Source organism: Serinicoccus chungangensis (assembly GCF_006337125.1).
In the GTDB taxonomy this organism is placed as follows: domain Bacteria; phylum Actinomycetota; class Actinomycetes; order Actinomycetales; family Dermatophilaceae; genus Ornithinicoccus; species Ornithinicoccus chungangensis.
This window is the reverse complement of sequence record NZ_CP040887.1, coordinates 2,736,699-2,759,871: the sequence shown is the minus strand read 5'-3', so window position 1 is coordinate 2,759,871 and position 23,173 is coordinate 2,736,699. Positions and strand designations below refer to the sequence as shown.

Annotated in this window: 16 protein-coding genes, 1 tRNA gene and 1 pseudogene; 12 read left to right on the top strand and 6 right to left on the bottom strand. The window is 70.7% G+C overall.

Translation table 11 applies throughout. From position 1 onward, the window contains the following. Positions 1-148: 148 nt before the first annotated feature. Positions 149-1,231 carry an ABC transporter ATP-binding protein gene (locus FHD63_RS12645; RefSeq protein WP_139722339.1) on the bottom strand — a complete coding sequence of 361 codons (1,083 nt, stop codon included), beginning with the start codon at positions 1,229-1,231 and terminating at the stop codon, positions 149-151. Between the two features lie 244 nt (positions 1,232-1,475). On the opposite strand from FHD63_RS12645, the gene FHD63_RS12640 reads away from it, so the two are divergent. The 5 genes from FHD63_RS12640 to FHD63_RS12620 all read left to right on the top strand — a co-directional run bounded on the left by FHD63_RS12640 (position 1,476) and on the right by FHD63_RS12620 (position 8,664). Then, positions 1,476-2,897, top strand: a complete 1,422-nt coding sequence (locus tag FHD63_RS12640) for a sugar ABC transporter substrate-binding protein (RefSeq protein WP_238705662.1) — start codon at positions 1,476-1,478, stop codon at positions 2,895-2,897. A 158-nt stretch (positions 2,898-3,055) separates the two neighbouring features. Continuing rightward, complete coding sequence (locus FHD63_RS12635) at positions 3,056-4,690, top strand: ABC transporter permease subunit (protein WP_139722338.1); 1,635 nt, start codon at positions 3,056-3,058, stop codon at positions 4,688-4,690. Position 4,691: 1 nt separating this feature from the next. Beyond that, on the top strand, positions 4,692-5,666 hold the full coding sequence (locus tag FHD63_RS12630; protein WP_139722337.1) for a sugar ABC transporter permease: 975 nt from the start codon (positions 4,692-4,694) through the stop codon (positions 5,664-5,666). Next, positions 5,663-7,597: a glycoside hydrolase family 13 protein gene (locus FHD63_RS12625; RefSeq protein WP_139722336.1), complete on the top strand. Its 1,935-nt coding sequence runs from the start codon at positions 5,663-5,665 to the stop codon at positions 7,595-7,597. The genes FHD63_RS12630 and FHD63_RS12625 overlap by 4 nt, the downstream gene beginning before the upstream one ends. Further along, positions 7,594-8,664, top strand: a complete 1,071-nt coding sequence (locus FHD63_RS12620) for a LacI family DNA-binding transcriptional regulator (protein WP_420853104.1) — start codon at positions 7,594-7,596, stop codon at positions 8,662-8,664. Before FHD63_RS12625 ends, FHD63_RS12620 begins: the two co-directional genes overlap by 4 nt. 123 nt (positions 8,665-8,787) lie before the next feature. Here FHD63_RS12620 and otsB read toward each other — a convergent pair whose 3' ends face one another. After that, the gene (otsB, locus tag FHD63_RS16710; protein WP_170215606.1) at positions 8,788-9,603 is read right to left on the bottom strand and encodes a trehalose-phosphatase; all 816 of its coding nucleotides are present in this window, start codon (positions 9,601-9,603) and stop codon (positions 8,788-8,790) included. Then, positions 9,600-11,069 (bottom strand): alpha,alpha-trehalose-phosphate synthase (UDP-forming), encoded by a 1,470-nt coding sequence (locus tag FHD63_RS16705; protein WP_170215605.1) that lies wholly within the window; start codon positions 11,067-11,069, stop codon positions 9,600-9,602. Before FHD63_RS16705 ends, otsB begins: the two co-directional genes overlap by 4 nt. Positions 11,070-11,270: 201 nt before the next feature. Here FHD63_RS16705 and FHD63_RS12610 point away from each other — a divergent pair, with 201 nt between their 5' ends. The 3 genes from FHD63_RS12610 to FHD63_RS12600 all read left to right on the top strand — a co-directional run bounded on the left by FHD63_RS12610 (position 11,271) and on the right by FHD63_RS12600 (position 14,626). Next, positions 11,271-13,358, top strand: coding sequence for a protein kinase domain-containing protein (locus tag FHD63_RS12610; protein WP_139722335.1), 2,088 nt, complete (start codon positions 11,271-11,273; stop codon positions 13,356-13,358). 165 nt (positions 13,359-13,523) lie between these two features. Then, entirely contained in the window at positions 13,524-14,510 is a 987-nt protein-coding gene (locus FHD63_RS16930; RefSeq protein ID WP_139722334.1) for a transglycosylase family protein, read from the top strand. Between the two features lie 43 nt (positions 14,511-14,553). Then, positions 14,554-14,626 (top strand) — tRNA-Thr (locus FHD63_RS12600). A 746-nt stretch (positions 14,627-15,372) separates the two neighbouring features. Here FHD63_RS12600 and FHD63_RS12595 read toward each other — a convergent pair. Together FHD63_RS12595 and FHD63_RS12590 are read right to left on the bottom strand one after the other, a co-directional pair. Then, positions 15,373-15,807 carry a hemerythrin domain-containing protein gene (locus FHD63_RS12595; RefSeq protein WP_139722333.1) on the bottom strand — a complete coding sequence of 145 codons (435 nt, stop codon included), beginning with the start codon at positions 15,805-15,807 and terminating at the stop codon, positions 15,373-15,375. Further along, positions 15,807-15,995: a hypothetical protein gene (locus FHD63_RS12590; RefSeq protein WP_139722332.1), complete on the bottom strand. Its 189-nt coding sequence runs from the start codon at positions 15,993-15,995 to the stop codon at positions 15,807-15,809. The genes FHD63_RS12595 and FHD63_RS12590 overlap by 1 nt, the downstream gene beginning before the upstream one ends. 264 nt (positions 15,996-16,259) lie before the next feature. On the opposite strand from FHD63_RS12590, the pseudogene FHD63_RS17055 reads away from it, so the two are divergent. After that, positions 16,260-16,804, top strand: a pseudogene (locus tag FHD63_RS17055) (DUF6448 family protein). Positions 16,805-16,869: 65 nt separating this feature from the next. Further along, the gene (locus FHD63_RS12580; RefSeq protein WP_238705661.1) at positions 16,870-17,529 is read left to right on the top strand and encodes a VIT1/CCC1 transporter family protein; all 660 of its coding nucleotides are present in this window, start codon (positions 16,870-16,872) and stop codon (positions 17,527-17,529) included. 29 nt (positions 17,530-17,558) lie between these two features. On the opposite strand, the gene FHD63_RS16690 is transcribed toward FHD63_RS12580, so the two are convergent. Then, positions 17,559-17,945, bottom strand: a complete 387-nt coding sequence (locus tag FHD63_RS16690) for a non-heme iron oxygenase ferredoxin subunit (protein ID WP_338056406.1) — start codon at positions 17,943-17,945, stop codon at positions 17,559-17,561. 300 nt (positions 17,946-18,245) lie between these two features. Between FHD63_RS16690 and FHD63_RS12570 the strand changes: the two genes are divergently transcribed. Further along, entirely contained in the window at positions 18,246-19,463 is a 1,218-nt protein-coding gene (locus FHD63_RS12570) for an MFS transporter (protein WP_238705660.1), read from the top strand. Beyond that, on the top strand, positions 19,460-23,173 hold the full coding sequence (locus tag FHD63_RS12565; RefSeq protein WP_202978377.1) for a nitrate reductase subunit alpha: 3,714 nt from the start codon (positions 19,460-19,462) through the stop codon (positions 23,171-23,173). Before FHD63_RS12570 ends, FHD63_RS12565 begins: the two co-directional genes overlap by 4 nt.

The window sequence follows — 23,173 nt, the reverse complement described above, 5'->3', positions numbered from 1 at the left end:
CCATTGGCGGCGCTCGGTGGGGTGGTGGGTAACCATTGGCGGCGCTCGGTGGGGATAGGGGGCGCGCCCGGACCCGGACGCGGCGAGGCCGCCCGCCCCGGGGTGGGGCGGACGGCCTCGGTATGCCGTGCGGCTCGTCGCGGGCGGGTCAGCCGCTGATGCGCTCGCCGGACTCGGCGTTGAAGAGGTGCACGTGGTCGCCCTTGGGGGTGAAGTGCACGATCTCGCCCTTCTTCGGCGGGGTGCGGCCGTCGACGCGGGCGATGAACGGCTTGTCGGTGGCGCCGGCGCCGGGCAGCTCGCCGTAGATGTAGGCGTCGGCGCCGAGCTCCTCGACGACGTCGATCTCGATCGGCAGTCCGCGGCCGGAGTCGGACAGGTCGACGTCCTCCGGGCGGACCCCGAGCACCAGCTCGTTGCCGGCCTTGGCGAGGATGTCGCGCTCCACCGGGTGGACGTAGTCACCGAGCTTGATGCCGCCGTCGGCGACCGGCACGGTCATGAGGTTCATGGCCGGGGAGCCGATGAAGCCGGCGACGAAGACGTTGTTCGGGTGGTCGTACATGTGCCGCGGGCTGTCGCACTGCTGCAGGATGCCGTCCTTGAGGACCGCCACGCGGTCGCCCATCGTCATGGCCTCGACCTGGTCGTGGGTGACGTAGACGGTGGTGACGCCGAGGCGGCGCTGCAGCGAGGCGATCTGCGTGCGCGTCTGCACGCGCAGCTTGGCGTCGAGGTTCGACAGCGGCTCGTCCATGAGGAAGACCTGCGGCTGGCGGACGATGGCGCGGCCCATGGCGACGCGCTGACGCTGACCACCGGAGAGCGCCTTCGGCTTGCGCTCGAGGTAGGCCTCCAGGTCGAGGATCTTGGCCGCCTCCTCGACGCGCTCGCGGATCTCGCTCTTGGACTTGCCGGCGATCTTGAGCGCGAAGCCCATGTTGTCGGCCACCGTCATGTGCGGGTAGAGCGCGTAGTTCTGGAACACCATCGCGACGTCACGGTCCTTGGGCGGCATGTGGGTGACGTCCTTGTCGCCGATGAGGATGCGACCGCCGTTCACCTCCTCCAGCCCGGCGAGCATGCGCAGGGAGGTGGACTTGCCGCAGCCGGACGGGCCGACGAGGACGAGGAACTCGCCGTCGGCGATCTCGATCTCGAGCTCGTCGACCGAGGGGGTGTCCGCCCCGGGGTAGATACGCGTGGCCTTGTCGTAGGTCACCGTTGCCATGATCAGCTCCTTCACCGGCAGGTACGTGCCGGACGATCCGTTGTAAAGGACGGACCCGGCGCCGGTCGGCACCGGATCATCTCCGGGCGGCGGGGTGGCGGTGGTATGCCGTCAGCAGGCGCCGTTGCCGGTGACGGGCGTCACGTTAGCAGATCGTGATCTGCCCATCCCTTGCAAGTTCTTGCAAAGATGCGGCGCGTGCTTGCATACTTGCCGCAACGGTCGTCGACCCCCACCCTGCACGATGACGACCGCGGCATCGTCGCCGCTCCTCGAGCAGCGCCGGGCCGGTGACCTCACCACTGTTCGAAGGAGAACCATGAAGCGCACCACCGGTGCTGTAGCCATCACCAGCGCGGCGGCGCTGCTGCTGTCCGCCTGCGGCGGCGACTCGGGCGAGGAGACCGCCGACGCCGGCTCGTCCGCCGAGGAGACCGCCGCGGAGGACGACGCCGCAGCCGAGGATGAGGCCGCCGAGGACGAGGAGGCCGCGGGCGACGACGCCGCCTCCACCGAGGCCCCCGTCCGCGACGAGAACGCCGAGCTCGTCATCTGGTCCGACGACGTCCGCGCCCCGATCCTCACCGAGTGGGCCGAGCAGTTCGGCGAGGAGTACGGCATCACCACGCAGGTGCAGGTCGCGACCGACGTCCGGCAGCAGTTCAAGGACGCCGCCAACGTCGACCAGGGCCCGGACATCGTCGTCGGCGCCCACGACTGGCTGGGCGAGTTCGTCCAGAACGGCATCGTGGAGCCGGTCCAGATGTCCTCCGACACCCAGGAGCTGTTCACCGAGGAGTCGATCGAGGCCACGCAGTTCGACGGCCAGATCTACGGCGTGCCCTACGCCACCGAGTCCCTCGGCCTCATCCGCAACACCGCCCTGGCCCCCGACGCCCCCGCCACCATGGAGGAGCTGGCCTCTTTCGGCAACGAGCTCGTCGACGCCGGCGACGCCGACCAGGCCTTCGTCACCCCGGTGAGCAACGTCGGTGACGCCTACCACGCCTACCCCTACCTGTCCGCCTACGGCGGCGGCATCTTCGGCAAGAACGAGGACGGCGGTTGGGACCCCGACAACGTCATCGTCGGCTCCGAGGAGACCATCCAGGGCGGCGAGAAGATCGCCTGGATGGCCGAGGAGGGCCTGCTCAACGTCAACGTCGACTTCCCGACCATGGAGTCGCTGTTCGCCGAGGGCCGCACCCCCTACATGGTGGCCGGCCCCTGGGCGATCCCCAACGTCGAGGGCGCCGAGATCGACTACGCCATCGACCCGATCCCGGACTTCGAGGACGGCGGCCAGACCGTGCCGTTCCTCGGCGTCCAGATGTTCTACGTCGCCTCCGGCGCGCAGAACCCCACCCTGGCGCAGGAGTTCGTCAACACCTACGTGCCGACCGAGGAGATGCAGCTCGCGCTCTTCGAGGCCGGCCAGCGCCCGCCGGCCCTGAAGTCGGCTCTGGAGACCGTCGCCGCCGAGGACGACGACATCCAGGCCTGGGCGGACGCCGGCGAGGGTGCCACGCCGATGCCGAACATCCCCGCGATGAACGCGGTGTGGCAGCCCCTGGGCCAGGCGACCTCCGACATCGTCGGTGGCGCCGACCCCGCCGAGCGCCTCGAGGCCGCTCAGGAGGAGATCGTCTCCAACATCGGCCGCTGAGCCGTCCCTCGACCCTCGGTCCGGCGGCGCGGACGCTGTCCCGCCGCCGGGCCGAGGCCCCCAGCACGAACCCGCAGCACGGACCCCCAGCACGACCCTGAGCGCCACGCTCCCGAGCACCCCGAACGGCCGACGGCCGCAGTCAGAGAGGGACGACGATGTCCGAGACACGGAGCAGCGACGTGGATGCCGCGCTGCACAACCTCGAACCCAGCGGTGAGCACCTCGAGTTCAGCTCGCGCACCCCGATCTGGGTGCAGGTGGTCAAGTGGGGGCTGATCCTGCTGACCCTCGCCGTGCTGGGCTGGATGGCCCAGCAGGTCATCGAGGCCGGCTACTGGATCATGGTCAGCCTTATCGGCTTCATCGCTCTGTGCGTCATCGCCGTCTACGCCACCAGGCGCGCCATCCCCGCGAAGTACCTCTTCCCCGGTGTCCTGCTCATGCTGCTGCTGCAGATCTGGCCGCTGCTCTACACCGTGCAGATCTCCTTCACCAACTTCGGCGACGGACACATCAGCACCAAGGAGGAGGCGGTCGCCTCGATCGTCGCCAACTCGGTGCGGGAGGTCGAGGGCAGCAGCCGGTATGCCCTCAACATCGCTGTCCCGGAGGGCACCGACGTGGCCACCGGGGACCTCGCCTACCTGCTCACCGACGCCGAGGGCACCTACTACGTCGGCACCCTCGAGGGCCTGGAGGAGCTGCCTGCCGAGGGGGTCGAGGCCAGCCCGACCGGCCGCATCATCTCCGCCCCCGGCTGGACCACGCTGACCCCGCAGCAGGTCAACGAGCGGTCCGACGACCTGGCCGACTTCGGGGTGCCGGTCTTCGACGAGTCGGGGGAGCAGACGGCCGGCATCCGGCAGGTCGGGCTGTCCGAGGCCTTCATCGGCACCCCGACCCGGGTCTACGACGAGGAGGCCGACACCATCACCGACACCGTGACGGGCACGGTCTACGTCGCCGAGGACGCCAACTTCGTCCCGGAGGGCGGCGAGGGGGCTGCGCTGCCGCAGGGGTGGCGGGAGTTCGTCGGGTTCGAGAACTACACCAACGCCTTCACCAACGCCACCCTGCGCGAGGGGCTGACCAAGGTCTTCGTCTGGAACGTCTTCTTCGCGGCCTTCACCGTCGTCGCGACCTTCCTGCTGGGCATGGCGATCGCGCTGCTCATGAATGACGAGCGGCTCAAGGGCAAGGGCCTGTACCGCTCGATCCTCATCCTCCCCTACGCCCTGCCGATCTACGTGACGGCGCTGGTCTGGGCGTCGATGTTCAACCAGGACTTCGGCCTCATCAACAACCTCTTCGGGCTGGACATCAACTGGCTCGGCAACGCGTGGTGGGCAAGGGTCGCGGTGCTCATCACCAACCTCTGGCTGGGCTTCCCCTACTGGTTCATCGTCTGCACCGGCGCGCTCCAGGCCATCCCGAGCGACGTCAAGGAGGCGGCGGCCATCGACGGCGCCGGGGCCTTCGCCACGGTCCGGCGGGTCATCATGCCGCTGCTGCTGGTGGCGGTCGGGCCGCTGATGATCGCGTCCTTCGCCTTCAACTTCAACAACTTCGGGCTCATCTGGCTGCTCACCGAGGGCGGGCCGTTCGTCGGCGGGCAGAGCTCCATCGGCTCGACCGACCTGCTCATCACCCTGGCCTACCGACTGGCGCTGGGCGGGGCCTCGCCCAACTTCGGCTTCGCCTCGGCCATCTCGGTGGTCATCTTCTTCCTGGTGGCCACCATCAGCTACTTCGGCTTCACCCGTACCGCGGCGCTCGAGGACGTGAACTGACATGACTTCTCCCCAGGACCCCACCAGCAGCACCCTCGGGTCGGTCGACGCGCACGGCAGCGACCGGGGCCGTGGCGGACGGCTCGGCACAGCCGCGTCCGACGTCTACACCGTGACCCGCAAGTCCCGGCGCACCTCCTTCCGGGCGGTGTGGTGGCGGCACGCGCTGGCGCTGCTGGCGCTGGCCTTCGCCCTCTTCCCGATCGTCTTCATCGTGTCCTCCGCGTTCAACAACGCGGGCACCCTGTCGACCTCGGGCCTGCTCCCGACCCGGTTCGGGCTGCGCAACTTCGACGCCCTCTTCAACGACGCCGCGCGCCCCTACTGGACGTGGTACAAGAACTCGCTCATCATCTGCGGGGTCGCCACCGTGGCGACGCTGGTCCTGGGAGCAGCGGCGGCCTACGCCTTCTCGCGGTTGCGCTGGACGGGCCGCCGGTTCGGCCTGCTCTTCATCCTGCTGGTGCAGATGTTCCCCGCGCTGCTGGCCTTCGTCGCGCTCTACATCACCTTCGCCACCGTCGGCGAGGTCATCCCGCAGATCGGCCTCAACACCCTGTGGGGCCTGCTGCTCGTCTACCTCGGCGGGGCGATGGGCGCCAACATCTGGCTGTTCAAGGGCTACTTCGACACCATCCCCAAGGAGCTGGACGAGGCGGCCAAGATCGACGGCGCCAGCCACGCCCGGGTGTTCTTCACCATCATCCTCCCGCTGGTGACGCCCATCCTCGCGACCGTCGGCATCCTCGCCTTCGTCGGGCTGTGGGGCGAGTTCCTGCTGGCCAGCATCTTCCTCACCGACGCGGACAACCAGACCCTGGCGGTCGGCCTCTACGCCACCCGCAACGCCGACCAGAACAGGTACTTCGGCCAGTTCGTGGCCGGCGCCCTGCTCGCCTCCCTGCCGGTGGTGCTGGTCTACCTCAGCCTCCAGCGCCTGCTCATCGGCGGCATGACCGCAGGTTCGGTCAAGTGAGCCGGGCGGTCGATCCTCACCACGACGGGTCACCGCTCTACGTCAGCGACCAGCACCCCGCGCCCGGCGCGGTGGTGTCGGTGCGGGTGCGGGTGCCCCGTGCCGCGGCGGTGGGCGCCGTGCACGTGCGCACCACCCCGGACGGCGAGCAGTTCTTCACCGACGCCCGGGTCGTGCACCGGACCGAGGACGAGGAGTGGTGGCAGGGCGAGGTCACCTGCCACAACCCGGTGACGACCTACCGCTTCCTGCTGCAGAGCGACGCGGAGGGCGTGCCGGCATACCGCTGGCTCAACGGCACCGGCGTGCACCTGCGCGACGTGCCCGACACCAGCGACTTCCGCCTCGTCACCCACGCGCCGCCGCCGGACTGGGCGCAGCGCGCGGTCGTCTACCAGGTCTTCCCGGACCGGTTCGCCCGCGACGAGGCGGTGGAGCCGGTCGGCGACCCCGGCGGCCCCCGCACGGACCTGCCCGACTGGGCGGTCCCGGCCCGCTGGGACGACCCGGTCGCGACCGGCCGGGGGGAGAACCCGGCGCAGGTCTTCGGCGGGACCCTCGACGGCGCCCGGGAGCGGCTGGACCACCTCGTCGACCTCGGCGTCGACGTGCTCTACCTCACCCCCGTCTTCCCGGCCCGCTCCAACCACCGCTACGACGCCTCGACCTTCGAGGCGGTCGACCCCGTGCTCGGCGGCGACGCGGCGCTGCTGCGGCTGCAGGAGGCGGCGCACGGGCGCGGCATCCGGGTCATGGGCGACATCACGACCAACCACACCGGCGACGCGCACGAGTGGTATGCCGCCGCGCGCCAGGACCCCGAAGGCGAGTTCGCGTCGTGGTACGTCCGCGACGGCGGCCGACCGGGGGAGTGGGTGACCTGGCTGGGCGTGGAGAGCCTGCCCAAGCTGGACCACGCCAACCCCGCGCTGCGGGCCCGGCTCACCGAGGGGCCCGAGTCGGTCATCGAGCGGTGGCTGGGCGAGGGGCGCGGCTTCGACTCCTGGCGGGTCGACGTGGCCAACATGACCGGGCGCTACAAGGGCAGCGACCTCACCCACCAGGTGGCGCGGGAGACCCGGGCCGCGGTGGACCGGGCGACCGGCGGCCAGGGCCTGCTCGTCGCCGAGCACACCCACGACCACAGCCGGGACGTCGACGGCGACGGCTGGCACGGGGTGATGAACTACTCCGGCTTCACCCGGCCGGTCTGGACCTGGCTGCGGGCGGCGGACTTCGCGCCGAAGTTCCTCGGCAGCCCGCTGCAGGTGCCCCGGCTCGGGGCCGAGCTCGTCGCCGAGACGATGCGCGACTTCTGCTCCATCGTGTCGTGGCGGGCGTGGACCCACTCGATGACCCTCGTCGGCTCGCACGACACCACCCGCGTGCGCACCCTCGTCGGCGACGACAGGGAGCAGGTGCAGGTCGCTGCAGGGCTGCTGCTGACGCTGCCCGGGATCCCGATGATCACCTACGGCGACGAGATCGGGATGCCCGGCGACTTCGGGGAGGACGGCCGCCGGCCGATGCCCTGGGGGTCGCGCGACGCCGACGACGGGCTGTGGGACGCGAGGCTCGCCGAGCACTACCGCGCCCTCATCGCCCTGCGGCACGACTGCCCCGCGCTCTGGGGCGGCGGGATGCGCTGGCTCTATGCTGAGGGTGACGTCATGGTCTTCCTGCGGGAGCACCCGGAGCAGACGGCCCTCGTGCACGTCGCGCGGGCGGCGCACGACGACGTCGAGATCCCGGCCGCCCAGGTGGCCGGAGCAGGGGCCGCGCAGGGCCGGACACCGCAGACCGCGGGGCTCGACGTGACCGGGAGGGGCGTGCGGCTGAGCGCGCCCGGCCCGACCGTGCAGGTGTGGACCTGGGCGACCGACGCACCGGCCTGGGAGCCGGTGCCCGAGACCTACCGAGGTGGTTGGTGAGCAGCACATCTACCCCCGTGCGCCCCGGGGCCGGTGACGGCACGGGCAGCTCGCGCGGCCGCCTCGCCGACCTCGCGGCCTACGCCGGGGTGAGTGAGGCGACCGTCAGCCGGGTGCTCAACGACAAGCCGGGCGTGGCGGTGGCCACCCGGCAGGCGGTGCTCACCGCGGTGGACGTCCTCGGCTACGAGCGGCCCAGCAAGCTGTCGCGCAACAGCGCCGGCCTGGTCGGGCTCATCACCCCCGAGCTCACCAACCCGGTCTTCCCGATGTTCGCCCAGTCGATCGAGACGCAGATGGCGGCGGCGGGCTTCACCCCCGTGCTCTGCACGCAGACGCCCGGCGGGGTGCACGAGGACGAGTACGTCCAGATGCTGCTGGACCGTGGCGTCTCGGCCATCGTCTTCGTCAGCGGCTACCACGCCGACTCCCGGGCCGACGTCGACCGCTACACCGCGCTGCGCGAGCGGGGGCTGCCCATCGCGCTGGTCAACGGCTACCGCGAGGGCATCCACGCGACCTTCATCAGCCACGACGACCACGCCTCGATGCGGCTGGCGGTGCGGCACCTGCGCGACCTGGGGCATACCCGCATCGGCTTCGCGACCGGGCCGGCGCGCTACGTCCCCGTGCAACGGAGGATCGAGGGCTTCCGCGAGGCGATGGCCGACCTCGACGGGCACGACGGGGTCGACCTCGACGAGCTCATCTGCACGACGCTCTTCTCGGTCGAGGGCGGTGCGGCCGCGGGGCGTCACCTCATTGAGGCCGGGGCGACCGGGATCGTCTGCGGCTCGGACGTCATGGCGCTCGGTGTCGTGCGCGCGGCGACGCAGCTGGGGCTGAGCGTGCCAGGGGACCTGTCGGTGGTCGGCGGCGACGACGTGCCGTTCATGACCTTCGTCGACCCGCCGCTGACGACGGTGCGGATGGACGTCATGGGGATGGCCGCGGCGGCGGTCACCGCCGTGCTCGAGGAGATCGCGGGGGAGCCGGTGGACCGCCGGGAGTACCTCTTCGACCCCGAGCTCATCCTGCGGGAGTCCACCGGGCCGGTCCGGCAGTGAGAGCGCTCACCGACCGCTGAGAGCAACCATGCGCGACGCTCGGTGGGTCGGAGGGCAACCATGCGCGGCGCTCGGTGGGCCGGGGGGCAACCATGTGCGGCGCTCGGTGGGCCGGGGGGCGGCTCAGCGCGCGGTGGCCTCGCGACGGGCGGCGACGAGGGCCTCGAGCAGGCCCACCATGGCCTCCTCGTCCGCCACCCGGAAGCGCGCCTGCGTCTCGCCGTCGCCGACGCGCACGGTCAGCCGGCGCGCCGCACGGTCGGCGTCCGCGTCGTCCGCCAGGGCCTCGAAGCCGTGCTCGTCGGTGAGGTCGTCACCGGCGTAGAACACCGCCTCCGCGCCCACCTCGTCGGCCAGGGCCACCAGGGCGACGCCCTTGCCGACGTGCGCGACCGCGAGCTCGACGACGCCCTTGCCGGGCGTCACCTCCAGCGAGGTGTGCCGTGCGCCCAGCTCCCGGGCCGCGTCGAGGGCGGCCTGGGCCTCGTCCTCGGGCAGGCCCCGGGTGTGCACGACCCGGCCGGCCGGCTTGTCCTCGACGCGCAGGCCCGGGTGCTCCTCGCGCAGCGTCGCCAGCTCGTCGTCGAGGGTCGCCAGCAGCGCCTGCTGGTCGTCGTCCAGCGCCAGGCCGCCCTCGGCGCGGGAGTCCTCGGCGCCGTGGCTGCCGACGAGCACGAGCGGGCCGTCGTGGTCCGCCCCGGAGAGCTCGCGCAGGGGCTCGAGCGCGCGCCCGCTGACCAGGGCGACCGTCGTGCCGGGGAGCTCGGCGAGGGAGGTGAGGGCGGGCATACCTCCGTCGACCGGGCGGGAGTCCATCGGGTCGACGACCAGCGGCGCGAGGACGCCGTCGAAGTCGGTGGCGACGAGCACCCGGTCGTGGGCGGCGAAGTCGGCGAGCGCCTCGACGAGGGCGGCGTCGAGCGCCGCCGGGTCGCTCACGCCTCGCCCCTGGCGGCGCTGCGCGACGGACGCTCCGGCGCCGACTCCAGGCTGCTGAGGAAGTCCTGCGCCCACGTCTGCACGTCGTGCGTGCGCACGCGGCGGCGCAGCGCCTTCATTCGGCGCTCCTTCTCCGCGGGCTCGTCGCTGATCGCCCGCAGGATGGTCTCCTTGAGTCCCGTGATGTCGTGCGGGTTGCACTGGTAGGCCTGCGGCATCTCCTGCGCGGCACCGGTGAACTCGGAGAGCACGAGGGCGCCCTTGCCGTCGTGACGGGCGGTGACGTACTCCTTGGCGACGAGGTTCATCCCGTCGCGCAGCGGGGTGATGAGCATGACGTCGGCGACCTGGTAGAGCGCCGCCATCTCCTCGCGCGGGTAGGACTGGTGCAGGTAGTGGATCGCGGTCGCGCCGAGGTGCGAGACGTCGCCGTTGATCCGCCCCACGGTGCCCTCGATCTGCTCGCGCAGGGTGCGGTAGGCCTCGACCCGCTCCCGGCTCGGGGTGGCCACCTGGATGAAGGTCACCTCGTCGGGGGAGATGGACCCGTCGTCGTAGAGCTCGCCGATGGCCCGCAGCCGGTGCCGGATGCCCTTGGTGTAGTCGAGCCGGTCGACGCCGAGGAGCACGACCTTCGGGTTGCCGAGCGAGGCGCGGATCTCCTCGGCGCGCTCCTGGACGACCTCGGAGTCCGCGAGCTCGCGGAAGCCGGCCGCGTCGATGGAGATCGGGACGCCGGCCGCGCGCACCGTCCGGGGGGCGCCGCCCAGGCGGTCGTCGTCGGCACCGGCCCACTCGATCTTCTCCCCCTTGGTGGTGGCGCCGAGGACGGCGCGGCAGGAGCGGCCGAAGTTGCGGGCGTCGTCGGGCCGCTGGAAGCCGAGGAAGTCGGCGCCGAGCAGGCCGCGCAGGATGCTCTCCCGCCACGGGAGCTGGGCGAAGAGCTCGACCGGCGGGAAGGGGATGTGGTCGAACCAGCCGATCCGCAGGTCGGGGCGTCGGTCCCGGACCAGGGCCGGGACGAGCTGGAGCTGGTAGTCGTGGATCCATACGGTCGCGCCCTCGGCGGCGACTTCGCACACGGCCTCGGCGAACCGCTGGTTGATCTCGCGGTAGCAGGTCCACCAGGAGCGGTGGAAGGTCGGCGGGACGATGACGTCGTGGTAGAGCGGCCACAGCGTGTCGTTGGAGAAGCCCTCGTAGTAGTCGGCGAGCTCCTTGGTCGACAGCGGCACCGGGTGCAGGCGCAGCTTGCCCTCGTCGAAGGGCTCGGGTGCCTCGCCGGGGAAGCCGGCCCACCCCACCCAGGCGGCGCTGCCCTCCCAGCCGCGCATCACCGAGTCCATGGCGGTCACCAGCCCGCCCGGGGCGGTGCGCCACTCGGTGCTGCCGTCGGGGTTGGTGTGCTGGTCCACCGGCAGCCGGTTGGCCGCGATGACGAAGTCGTACCTGGCGCTCGAGCCCATGGACATACCTCCAGGTGCGTGGTCCGTGTGGTCGTGGTCAGCCTACGAGGTGCGCGGACCGCACGCCGGGGGAACCAGACCCCACCCTCGCACGTTCTTCCCCGGAACCGGCCCTGGCGCCGGCGGCTTCGCGCGCGTGCGCCACACCGGGGTCGCCCGCCAGACATCTGAGATCCAGGAAGAGCCCCTACCGTGGAACCTGTGACCACCGAGATGCCGCGCTCGAGCCACCCGGACCTGACCCGCCCGGTGCCCTCCCGCGGCGGCTCCGCGAGCACCGAGCAGATCGTCGTCCCGCGACGGCTCGGACCGTGGACGCTGCAGGAACGCATCGGTGAGGGGGGTATGGGGGTCGTCTGGCGGGCGAGCGACGAGCGTGGTCGCGAGGTCGCCATCAAGGTGCTGCGCAGCCACATCGCCCACGACGACGGCGCTCGCGAGCGGCTGCGGCGCGAGGTCCACACGCTGGCGCGGGTCCACCACCCGCGGGTGGCGGCGGTGATCGACGCCGACGTCGACGGGCCGGCGCCCTACATCGTCACCGAGTACGTCCCCGGGCGACCTCTCGACGTGGTCATCGAGGAGCGCGGCGGTCTCGGGCGGGAGCCGCTGCTGCGGCTGGCCCGGGGCCTGGCGGACGCGCTGCAGGCGATCCACGGGGTCGGCATCGTGCACCGGGACCTCAAGCCGGGCAACGTCCTGCTGGTGGGGGAGGGCGAGCAGCTGGACCCGGTGGTCATCGACTTCGGCATCGCCCAGGTGGCCGACGACGTGCGGCTCACCTCGACCGGGCTCGTCATGGGGACGCCGGGCTATCTCTCGCCCGAGCTCGTGGACGGTGGCGACATCACCGAGGCGACGGACTGGTGGGGCTGGGCCGCGTGCCTGGCCTTCGCCGCGTCGGGGCACCCGCCCTTCGGGCGCGGGCCGATGACCGTGGTCCTCGACCGCGTCGTGCGGGGGAGGGTGCAGCTGGACGGGGTGGACCCCGATCTCGCGCCGCTGCTCGCCCTGGCGCTGTCGCCGAAGCCCTCGTGGCGGCCGGACGCCGGTGAGGTGCTCGAGGCGGTGGAGCTTTATGCCCGGGGCCAGGACGTCACCGGTGCGCTGCCCCGGGTGCCGCAGGACGCGGCGGGGGACGGGGGTGCTGACCGGGGTGCCGACGCGACCCAGGTGCAGCGCGTCCCCGGGGCGTCGTGGGCCGCGCCGGCCGCGGGCGCTGCTGCCGTGACCGGGCCTGCCGCGGCCAGGCCTGCCGCGGACGCGACTGCTGCGGACGCGACCCGGGCGACGCCGCGCGGGCCGCAGACCCGGCAGGCCCCGGTGCGCCGGCTCGACCCGACCCGGGCCGCGCCGAGCGGCCCGCAGACCCGGGAGTGGGACGGCCGGGCGGCCGGTGCCTACGCCGGAGCGGCAGGCGTCGAGGCTCGGACGCGGGAGCCGCAGCAGTGGCCGGCGGACCAGCGCGAGGCGCAGCGCTGGGCCCGGAACGGCCAGCGGGACGGTTCTCCCCGGACCTCCTCCGCCGAGCCGTCGCCGCACCAGCCGAGCGCCTACCCGCCGCCGGACCAGCCGAGCACCTACCCCAACGGCGGCGCCGGGGGTGAAGTGACGGCATACCCCGAGGGAGCGGAGCGACCCAGCCCGCTGGACCCGCAGCGCCAGCCCGACCCGCGCATCGGGCGCAGCGCGCGGCGGGGGACCCTCGCGGCGATGCTCGTCGGCTTCACCGCGGTCGCCGCCGCGGCGCCTCTGCTGGCCTGGGGGCTGTATGCCGCGTGGGGCGTGGTCGCGCGCACCGTGGACCGGTCGCTGACCGGGCTCGTCCTGCGGCGGCACCAGACGGGCCCGCGCCCCAGCGACGTGCCCATGGCCGTGCTGGCCTCGCCGTGGCACCTGCTCACCGCGGTCCTCGCGACGATGCTGTCCCTGCTGCTGCCGCTCGCCATCGCCGGGGTGGTGGCGATGGTCATGTCCGGGCTGCTGACGACGACCGAGATCGCGCCGGGGGTGGGCTTCGCCCACCCGGTGGCCGTGGGCGCCGGCTCGCTCGTCGGCGGCTGGCTCGGCTGGTGGGGGCTCGGGAGCACCTCGCTGCGGCGCGGGTCGCGGACCGTCGTGCGCGGGATCGTGCCGCTGGGGGTGCCGACGATGGTGCTCGTGACGCTGTGCCTGGTGGGTGGGGCCGGCCTGGCGTACTGGTCGCTGGTGGACGGCGACATGGTGTCCTGGTGGCCGTTGCCCGGCGGGGCGAGCCCGTGGGACTACCTGCCGTTCGGGGTGCGCTGAGGGGGCTCCGGCGAGCAGCGGTATACCGCCACTTGCGTCACACGTGACTCATTGCGTCACGTGAGACTCGTCACATTGGGCTTCCCAGGCGTGTCGCCTTGACCTAACGTGGACCGGGCGCCTCGTCCCAGGTGCCATATTCGCCCCAGACGGAAGGACCCTTCCATGGCCCGCCACGCCCGCCACCGCGCCGCCCGCACGGGTGCCGCCCTGCGTCGAGCCGGGCAGGCCACGCTCGCCGGCACCGCCTCCCTCGCCTCGGTCGGGCTCACCGCCCAGGGTGCCGCCGCCGACGACCACAACGTGTGGGACCGGGTCGCGGCCTGCGAGTCCAGCGGCAACTGGAGCATCAACAGCGGCAACGGCTTCTACGGCGGCCTGCAGTTCTGGCACCCGACGTGGAAGGGCTTCGGCGGCCAGGAGTTCGCCGGCTACGCCCACCAGGCCAGCAAGGCCGAGCAGATCACCGTGGCGCAGCGCGTGCTGCGGGTGCAGGGGCCGGGCGCCTGGCCGGTGTGCTCGGTGCGCGCCGGGCTGACCATGCAGAACGGCCTCGAGCCCTACGGGGGAGGCAGCTCCCCGGCTCCCTCGCCGGCGCCCGCACCGGACCCCGAGCCGCAGCCCGACCCCACCCCGCCCCCCGGTGCGGCGACCACGTGGACCGTGACCGCCGGCGCCGGCGCCAACATCCGCTCCGGCCCGGGCACGAGCTACGGCGTCATCGGCGGCGCCGCGAAGGGCACCCGCTTCCAGGGCGCGGCCAGCAACGGCTGGGTCAAGCTCGAGGGGCGCTCCGGCTGGATCAGCGCCAGCATCATGAGCCCGGGCGGCGACAACGGCGGCGGGGGTGGCGGCGGTGGCGGCGGCAGCGCCTCCGACATGGCGCCGCTCGTGACCGACGGCATCCGCGGCCCGCTGACCACCAAGGCGGTCCAGCGCTGGGTCGGCGTCGCCGAGACCGGCGCGTGGGACACCCGGACCATCAAGGCCGTGCAGGCCAAGGTCGGCACCGGTGTCGACGGCGTGTGGGGCCCGAAGTCGCAGGCAGCGCTGCAGAACTACATCGGCGTCTCCCGGGACGGCTCGACCTACATGAACCACCGCACGGTCGTCGGCCTGCAGAAGTGGCTCAACAGCAACGTCATCGGCTGAGACGGGTAGCATAGACGCGCCGTCCGGCCTCCGGGCCGGACGCGCTGGCGTGGCGCAATTGGTAGCGCACCTGTCTTGTAAACAGGTGGTTGAGGGTTCGAGTCCCTTCGTCAGCTCTGAAACACACTGTGCTGCAACGGATTTAGGCCTGACTGCCTCCAGTCGAAGCATCTGCGGCAAGAGCAGGTGGCCTATGCCTTGCCGGGCTCCTGACCTGCGCTTTTGTTGATGAAGGGCCCGTACGACTTCCTGGAGACCCTCAGGTCTTGATGCACGTATGCTGCACGGCCCGCCGTCCAGAGTTCTGCATGTCTTGGGTCCGACGTTCGGGCGGAGCGCAGCGCGGCGGGTTCGCTCGTGCTGGGTGTCGAGACGTAAGGGCGGTCGGTGAGTCGGCGGCGGTACCGGTGCAGGAACTGCGGGGAGGGGGGCGATGATGGTCTACTCGTCCCCGCCTGGCTCGCCGAGGTTCTTCCAGCGGGCTAGTCCAATGGTTGCCATGCGCCTCGACCTTGGCGCTAGCTCGTGACTGGTTCCAGTCACCGACTCCTGCACGGACAGATCGGACTCATGCCACCCGTCGAGTTCGACAACACGTACTTTCATCACAACCCGGCACCGGCCATCGCCGACGCGTCAGTTCAGAGCCTCCACTGAAACCGGTACGCGACACAGGGTTATGTCCATGGACTTGCGCCCCAGCGTCGCGGCAATCGCTTCCAGGGGCATGCCGCGGTTGATGGCCTGGGTGGCCAGGGTGTTGCGCAATGCCCCGTATCGCGGCTGAGCTGCGAGGGTTCGGCCGGTCGCCGAGGGGACCTGAGCACACTGCCCGCGATTAGCCAATGGGTGGGCCTGAGCTTCACGGGGTAGGCGTAGCCTCGTCGATCTCCTCCCAGTCGGGACCGTCTAGGGCTATGGCCGAGGCCGGGAACAACCCGTTGTCCTCGCGGTCGATGTGGTGGCGCAGGAGATGGTGGAACTCCAGGAACCTGCCGTAGTCGCCGGCTCGGACGGCGGCCAGCTGCTCGTCCAGGGTGGTGTGCTCGGCGCAGAGGCTGTCGATGTGCTCGGTGAACTCGTCCTGGCGGCGCATCACGGAGAACAGCCCGGCCTCCTCGGCGTTCGTGTGTGGGTGGAGCAGCGCGGCGACCTTGTCGCACGCGCCCCGCACCGCCCCCTGGTCGCCCCCCTCGACGGCCCGTCGCAGTTGGCCCGCGGCGTTGATGATCTCGGTGTGCTCGGCCATGAACCTGCCGATCACCTCGATCGACTCGCAACCGCAGTACGTGCACATCAGGCGCTGAGGGTAGAGCGCAGCGTCCACGCCTCGGGGCCGTTCTCGCAGTACGGGTGCGAAACGGCGGTCCCCTTGCTCTGGGCAATCTGCCGCGCGAGGGCGGGGATCTTGACGTCGCCTCCTCGTCGGCAGCCGCTCCCGAGCATCTGGGCAACGTTCACGTCGGTGCGGTCGGTGTGGGTCATGCTCGGCTCCCTCCAGGGTGCTCGGTGGGTGACGGTACTGAGAGTGTGCACCCGCCCTGTGACTGTGTCACGACCACCCGAAGCGCGCGCGCCCGTCTACCCTCGGCCACGCTCTGCTGCTCCTGGGTGCACCTGGGCCCGACGAAACGTCCCTCCGTATCAGGGACCTTCGGCACTGGGCGGCAGCGATGTTCCGGGACAGAGTGAGGTGTCGGTACGGAGTACTTCTGTGTCGACCCACCTTCACCGCTCACGAGAGAAGTCATGCCTCCGCATTGCGACACATTGGATGGACCCGTCGTCACAGCCGCGCGCCGCGCGCTGGAGATGAACGAGGTCGACCTCGTTCTCCCCTACGTGCACGAGTCCGGGGAGTCGGAGGTCAGGGCGGCCTTCGACCGTGCCTCGGGCGCGCGCGGCGCCGGCCGGTCGGCCGATGACCTGGCCGACCTGTACTTCTTCGAGAACGTCGTCCGGATCCACCGCGCGGGGAGGGGGCCACCTACACCGGAGTCAAGCCTGCCGGGCTGTCCGAGGGTCCGGTGATCCCGCTCTCCGAACGAGCCGTGGAGAGTGGCTCGACCTCAGAGGTGTTCGCCTTCCTCGCCGAGGAGCTGCAGGGGGAGCTGACGGCACGCCTCGAGAACGTGAAGGCGCTCGCCGTCGGCGCCGAGGCCTCGGTGCGGGCAGCACGCGCGCATGTCGAGGCCTTGCTCAACTTCGAGGTGTTCACGCACACGATGTTCCTGGCGATGCACGCCGGACCCCACGGCGACGGAACGTCGGGGCACCACGCCCCGGGCCACTGATGCTCGCGCCCTGGAAGGAGCAGGCACTCGACCCCACGCCACACCCAGGGGGTGCGGCCTCACGGATGAACTGGTTGCGCGCTGCCGTGCTCGGAGCCAACGACGGCATCATCTCCACCGCTGGACTGGTCATTGGCGTGGCTGGTGTCTCCAGCGACCGGGGCCCCATCCTGACAGCGGGAACCGCCGGACTGGTCGCGGGTGCGGTCTCCATGGCTCTGGGCGAGTACGTGTCCGTCAGCAGCCAACGCGACACCGAACGGGCGCTGCTGCTGGAGCAGCAGCGTGACCTCGCCGCGGACCCCCAGCACGAGTGCGCCCAGCTCGCGTCCATCTACGAGGGCAAAGGCCTGTCGGCGGCAACAGCATGGACCGTCGCCGAGGAGCTGACCACGCATGACGCCTTCGCCGCACTCGCGGACGCCGACCTGGCCATCGACCCGGACGCGTTGACCAGCCCCTGGCAGGCGTCGCTGGCCTCGGCCCTGTCGTTCACCGGGGGTGCGCTCCTGCCCCTCCTGGCGATCCTGCTCGCCCCTCAAGCGTTCGTCGCGCTGACGACGTTCGTCGTCGTCATCCTCGCGCTGGGGGTGACCGGGACGGTCAGCGCCTCGCTGGGTGGCGCGAAGCGTGGCGTGGCGGCACTTCGCCTGGTGGGCGGCGGTGCGCTGGCCATGGTGGCCACCTATGCCGTCGGCCAGCTCATCGGTGGGGCGCTCACGTGATCGGTTGTCGGCGCCTCACCCGAGCCTGGTCAGGGGAGGGCGACCTCGACGACGCCATCGACGATTCGGACCGGATAGACGGGGACCGGTGTGGTGGCCGGTGGCCCGGTGGGTATGCCGGTGGCCAGGTCGAAGCACGACCCGTGCAACCAGCACTCGACCAGACCACCAGCGACATCTCCCGCGGACAGGGCGACCCGGCCATGGCTGCACTCGTCCAGCAGCGCATAGACAGCCCCCTGACTGCGGGCGATGCACAGCGTCACGTCGCGCACCACGAGACGAATGGCTCCTTCGGCAGGGAGACCGGCCAGGGCCACCGTGGCGCTCCAGGGCCGGGGGGCTTGCCCCGCCGCATCGTCAACGGCGGGCAGCCGCAGTGGCGTCGCGAGCAGACCGCCCTCGTTCTCCCACACCCCGAGGCGGGGCTCTGCCCGGGGTGGTCCGGGACAGTGGGCGTCGTCCGATGTCATGGGGGGCCTTCCGGTGATGTCGTGACGACTGAGAGAACGACCGGAGTCTGGGGCCGCTGGTGCCACAGTAGCTCCATGAGCTGAGGTGAGCGTCGCTCAGAGCCGTGAGCGTCGTGCCCCGCGGCTCGCACCGCGCTGTGGCATAGTTGCCGGCACAGGTTGCCCTGGACCCCGGCGACGTCGCGATCAGTGATGTGAGGCGGCTCCGTGGGTACTGCACACCTCGCTGGTTCGGGTGGACGGATGACGGCAGCGGCGCCGGCTGAGATGCGGGGTCGTCCCTGGCTGATGCTTGTCGTGGCGACGGCTGGGTTCGCGGTGAACTTCTGGGCCTGGGCGTTGCTCAGCCCGTTGGGCCCCATGTTCCGGGACACCGGCGCGCTGGGGGTCCTGGACGAGTCGGACGTTGCCCTGCTGGTCGCCGTTCCGGTGCTGGTCGGGTCGTTCGGGCGCATCGTCGCCGGAGCCCTCACCGACCGCTATGGCGGTCGTGTCATGTTCCCGGCCGTCTCGGGGGTCACGATCCTGCCGGTGCTGTTCATCGCCTTCTTCGCCCTCGACTCCTTCGCGCTGCTGCTTCTCGGCGGCTTCTTCTTGGGTGTCGCCGGCACCGTCTTCGCCGTCGGGGTCCCGTTCGTGAACGCATGGTTCCCGCCGGAGCGGCCCGGCTTGGCCATCGGCATCTTCGGGGCCGGCATGGGAGGGACAGCGATCAGTGCGCTGACCACGGTGCAACTGTTCACGGAGCAGGGCGAGCGGGCCCCCTTCGTGATCACAGCGGTTGTGCTGGCGGTCTACGCCGCGGTGTCGTGGGGAGTGCTCCGCGACGCCCCGGGCAGAACAGTGCCGACGACGGGTCTTCTCACCCGGCTGAGCGCGAACGCCAGGCTCCCCATCACCTGGCAGGCGTGCATCTTGTACGCGGTCGCCTTCGGTGGATACGTCGCCTTCTCGGTCTACCTTCCTGCCTATCTCAAGGTCGCCCACGGACTCACTGCTGCTGACGCCGTCAGCAGGATGGCGGGCTTCGTCCTGGTCGCCGTCGTCCTACGGCCGGTCGGTGGCTGGCTCTCCGACCGGTTCGGGGCGATCCCGGTCCTGGCCGGGTCCTACGGAGTCATCGTCGTCGGTGCCGCGATCTCGGCGGCGACCCCACCGCTCGACGGGGTCGGGACGGTGGCATTCCTGGCCATGGCGGCCGCGCTCGGGGCGGGGAGTGGGGCCACCTTCGCCCTGATAGCCGCCGTGACGGATCCGAGCCGGGTGGGTGGAGTGACGGGACTGGTCGGAGCGGCCGGTGGCCTGGGCGGCTTCCTGCCTCCCCTGCTCATGGGCTTCGTCTACGGCCGCACGGAGTCGTACGCCATCGGGCTGCTCCTGCTGTCGATCACCGCTGCCCTCACCCTTGCGCTCACCTTGACCGTCGTCCGCCGCACAGCACACAGACAGGTATCACGATGACCAGCGACATTGGTATGGACGGCCCGGTGGCCGACGCCCTCGTGCGCAGCCGGCGGTTCTTCACGCGCGGCCACCTCTCCGAGGATCTGCGGACGCTCACGCATACCGGCGGGCGGGAGGCCGACGACTTCTACCGGGACCGGTGGAGCCATGACAAGGTGGTGCGCTCAACCCATGGGGTGAACTGCACGGGGTCGTGCTCGTGGAAGGTATACGTCAAGGACGGCATCATCACCTGGGAGACGCAGCAGACCGACTACCCGTCCGTCGGCCCGGATTCTCCGGAGTACGAACCCCGGGGGTGCCCGCGTGGGGCGGCCTTCTCCTGGTACACCTACTCACCGACGCGGGTGCGCTACCCCTACGTCCGTGGGGTGCTGCTCACAATGTTCAGGGAGGCGAAGGCCCAGCACGGCGGTGACCCCGTGCTGGCCTGGGAGCACATCGTCGAGAACCCGCACCGGGCGAAGGCGTACAAGAGCGCCCGGGGCAAGGGAGGTCTGGTGCGGGCCAGCTGGGAGGAGGCGACCGAGATCATCGCTGCCGCGCATGTGCACACCATCAAGCGGTACGGCCCGGACCGGGTCGCGGGCTTTTCACCCATCCCGGCGATGTCCATGGTCTCGCACGCCTCCGGCGCGCGGTTCCTGAACCTCATCGGTGCCTCGATGCTGAGCTTCTACGACTGGTACGCCGACCTGCCGGTTGCCTCGCCCCAGGTGTTCGGCGACCAGACCGATGTGCCCGAGTCGGGGGACTGGTGGAACGCGGGGTACCTCATCATGTGGGGCTCCAACCTCCCGGTCACGCGCACCCCTGATGCGCACTGGATGATCGAGGCGAGGTACCGGGGGCAGAAGGTCGTCGCGGTGGCTCCGGACTATGCCGACAACGTGAAGTTCGCCGACGAGTGGCTGCCCGCCCGACCCGGGACGGATGCCGCCCTGGCCATGGCGATGGGGCACGTCGTGCTGAAGGAGTTCTTCGTCGACGCGCAGACGCCCTACTTCACCGAGTACGTGAAGACGTACACCGACCTGCCGTACCTGGTGAAGCTCGACGAGGGAGACGATGGCCACTTCACCGCCGGCAAGTTCTTGACGGCCTCCGACCTGGCCACCACCGATCCGGATGAGGAGAATCCTGAGTTCAAGACCGTCCTGGTCGACGCGCGTACCGGGGAGCCGGTGGTGCCGAACGGGTCGCTGGGGCACCGGTTCGGGGATCAGGGGGTCGGTCGGTGGAACCTCGAGCTGGGGTCCGTCGACCCGCAGCTGTCCCTGCTCGACAGTGCCGAGGGCTCGGTACTGGTCCGGATGCCCCGCTTCGACACCCCGGACGGTTCCGCCGAAGACCTACCGCGCGGTGTGCCTGTCCGACGTATCGACGGCCACCTGGTGACCACGGTCTTCGACCTCCTGCTGGCGCAGTACGGCGTCGGACGGGAGGGGTTGCCGGGGGCGTGGGCCTACGGCTACGACGACGCGGCAGCGCCGTACACCCCGGCCTGGCAGGAGCAGATCACCGGAGTGCCGGCCAGCACCGCCGCTCGGGTGGGCCGCGAGTTCGCCGCGAACGCGGCGGAGTCTGGTGGGCGGTCGATGATCGTGATGGGGGCAGGAACCAACCACTGGTTCCACTCCGACACCATCTACCGGGCCTTCCTCACCCTGACCAACCTCACCGGTTGTCAGGGGGTCAACGGTGGGGGATGGGCGCACTACGTGGGTCAGGAGAAGGTGCGTCCGCTCACCGGCTACACCCAGGTCGCCAACGCGCTGGACTGGAGCCGTCCCCCGCGGAACATGATCCAGACGGCGTACTGGTACCTGCACAGCGACCAGTTCCGGTATGACCAGTTCGGGGCCGACACCCTGTCCGCCACGACCGGCACCGGTCAGCTCGCCGGTAGGTCCACCGCCGATGTGATCGCGCAGAGCGCCCGGATGGGATGGATGCCCTCCTATCCCACCTTCGACCGCAATCCCCTGGACCTCGGCGACGACGCCGCGGCATCGGGGACCTCGGTCGGGGAGTATGTCGTCGGGCAGCTCAAGGGGGGAGACCTCTCGTTCGCGGGCGAGGATCCCGATGCGCCGCAGAACTACCCGCGCATCCTGTCGGTGTGGAGGGCCAACCTGCTGGGCTCCTCGGGCAAGGGCAACGAGTACTTCCTCAAGCACCTGTTGGGCACGGACTCCTCGGTGCGGGCCACCGAGACGCCGGAGGCGCACCGTCCGGTCGAGGTGACGTGGCGCGAGGAGGCTCCCGAGGGCAAGCTCGACCTGCTCATGACGATCGACTTCCGCCAGACGAGCACCACGATCTTCTCCGACGTCGTGCTCCCGGCGGCGACCTGGTACGAGAAGCACGACCTCAACACCACCGACATGCACCCGTTCGTGCACTCCTTCAACCCCGCGATCGCACCGCCTTGGCAGACCCGCACCGACTGGGACGCGTGGCAGACCATCGCCGCGAAGTTCAGCGAGCTCGCGACCACACACCTCGGTATACGTACCGATGTCGTGGCGACGCCCCTGACCCACGACACACCGGACGCGATGGCGAACCCGCACGGCGTCGTCCGTGACTGGAAGAAGGGCGAGTGTGAGCCGGTTCCGGGTGTCACCATGCCGAAGCTGACGGCCGTGGTGCGCGACTTCGGTGCCGTCGCGCAGAAAATGAACGCTCTCGGCCCGTTGGTCGACACCCTGGGCGCGACCACCAAGGGCGTCACCTTCGAGCTCAGCGCACAGGTGGACTACCTCAAGCACAAGAACGGTTCGGTGCGGGGCGGCGTCGCCGACGGACGGCCCTCCCTCACGCGTGACGTCGACGTGTGCGAGAGCATCCTCGCCCTCTCGGGGACGACCAACGGTCACCTCGCCACCCAAGGGTTCGCCACCCTGGAGAAACGCACCGGAGTGTCCCTCGTGGACCTCGCGCAGGAGCACGAGGGAAAGCAGATCACCTTCGCCGACACCCAGGGGCCCCCCGTGCCGGTGATCACCTCACCGGAGTGGTCGGGTACTGAGACGGGTGGGAGGCGCTACTCGCCGTTCACCATCAACGTCGAGCGCAAGAAGCCCTGGCACACGCTCACCGGGAGGATGCACTTCTACCTCGATCACGACTGGATGACCGAGCTGGGCGAGGGTCTCCCGGTCTACCGGCCTCCGCTGAACATGGCGTCCTTGTTCGCAGAACCGGCTCTCGGGACCGTCTCCGACGGTTCTGCGGGGGAGGTGGAGGGTCTGACGGTCCGCTACCTGACACCGCACAACAAGTGGTCGATCCACTCCGAGTACCAGGACAACCTTTTCATGCTCTCCCTGTCACGCGGGGGCCAGAACATCTGGATGAGCGACCGGGACGCAGTCAAGGTCGGGATCAGGGACAACGACTGGATCGAAGCGGTCAACCGCAACGGCGTGGTGGTCGCCCGGGCCATCGTGTCCCACCGGATGCCCGAGGGGACGGTGTACATGTACCACGCACAGGACCGGCTCATCGACGTCCCGATCGCCGAGACATCAGGCAAACGGGGTGGCATCCACAACTCGCTGACCCGGCTGCTCGTGAAACCGTCCCACCTCATCGGTGGGTACGCCCAGCTCACCTTCGCGTTCAACTACCTCGGCCCGACCGGTAACCAGCGCGACGAGGTCACCATCATCCGGAAACGTTCTCAAGACGTGGAGTACTGA

Coding starts and splice junctions, on each gene's coding strand:
- FHD63_RS12630 (WP_139722337.1), top strand. CDS start 4,692: ATGACTTCTCCCCAGGACCCCACCAGCAGCACCCTCGGGTCGGTCGAC.
- FHD63_RS16930 (WP_139722334.1), top strand. CDS start 13,524: ATGGCCCGCCACGCCCGCCACCGCGCCGCCCGCACGGGTGCCGCCCTG.
- FHD63_RS12570 (WP_238705660.1), top strand. CDS start 18,246: ATGACGGCAGCGGCGCCGGCTGAGATGCGGGGTCGTCCCTGGCTGATG.
- FHD63_RS12640 (WP_238705662.1), top strand. CDS start 1,476: ATGACGACCGCGGCATCGTCGCCGCTCCTCGAGCAGCGCCGGGCCGGT.
- FHD63_RS12595 (WP_139722333.1), bottom strand. CDS start 15,807: ATGTGCACGTACTGCGGTTGCGAGTCGATCGAGGTGATCGGCAGGTTC.
- FHD63_RS16705 (WP_170215605.1), bottom strand. CDS start 11,069: ATGGGCTCGAGCGCCAGGTACGACTTCGTCATCGCGGCCAACCGGCTG.
- FHD63_RS12580 (WP_238705661.1), top strand. CDS start 16,870: ATGAACTGGTTGCGCGCTGCCGTGCTCGGAGCCAACGACGGCATCATC.
- FHD63_RS12565 (WP_202978377.1), top strand. CDS start 19,460: ATGACCAGCGACATTGGTATGGACGGCCCGGTGGCCGACGCCCTCGTG.
- FHD63_RS12590 (WP_139722332.1), bottom strand. CDS start 15,995: ATGACCCACACCGACCGCACCGACGTGAACGTTGCCCAGATGCTCGGG.
- FHD63_RS12635 (WP_139722338.1), top strand. CDS start 3,056: ATGTCCGAGACACGGAGCAGCGACGTGGATGCCGCGCTGCACAACCTC.
- FHD63_RS12645 (WP_139722339.1), bottom strand. CDS start 1,231: ATGGCAACGGTGACCTACGACAAGGCCACGCGTATCTACCCCGGGGCG.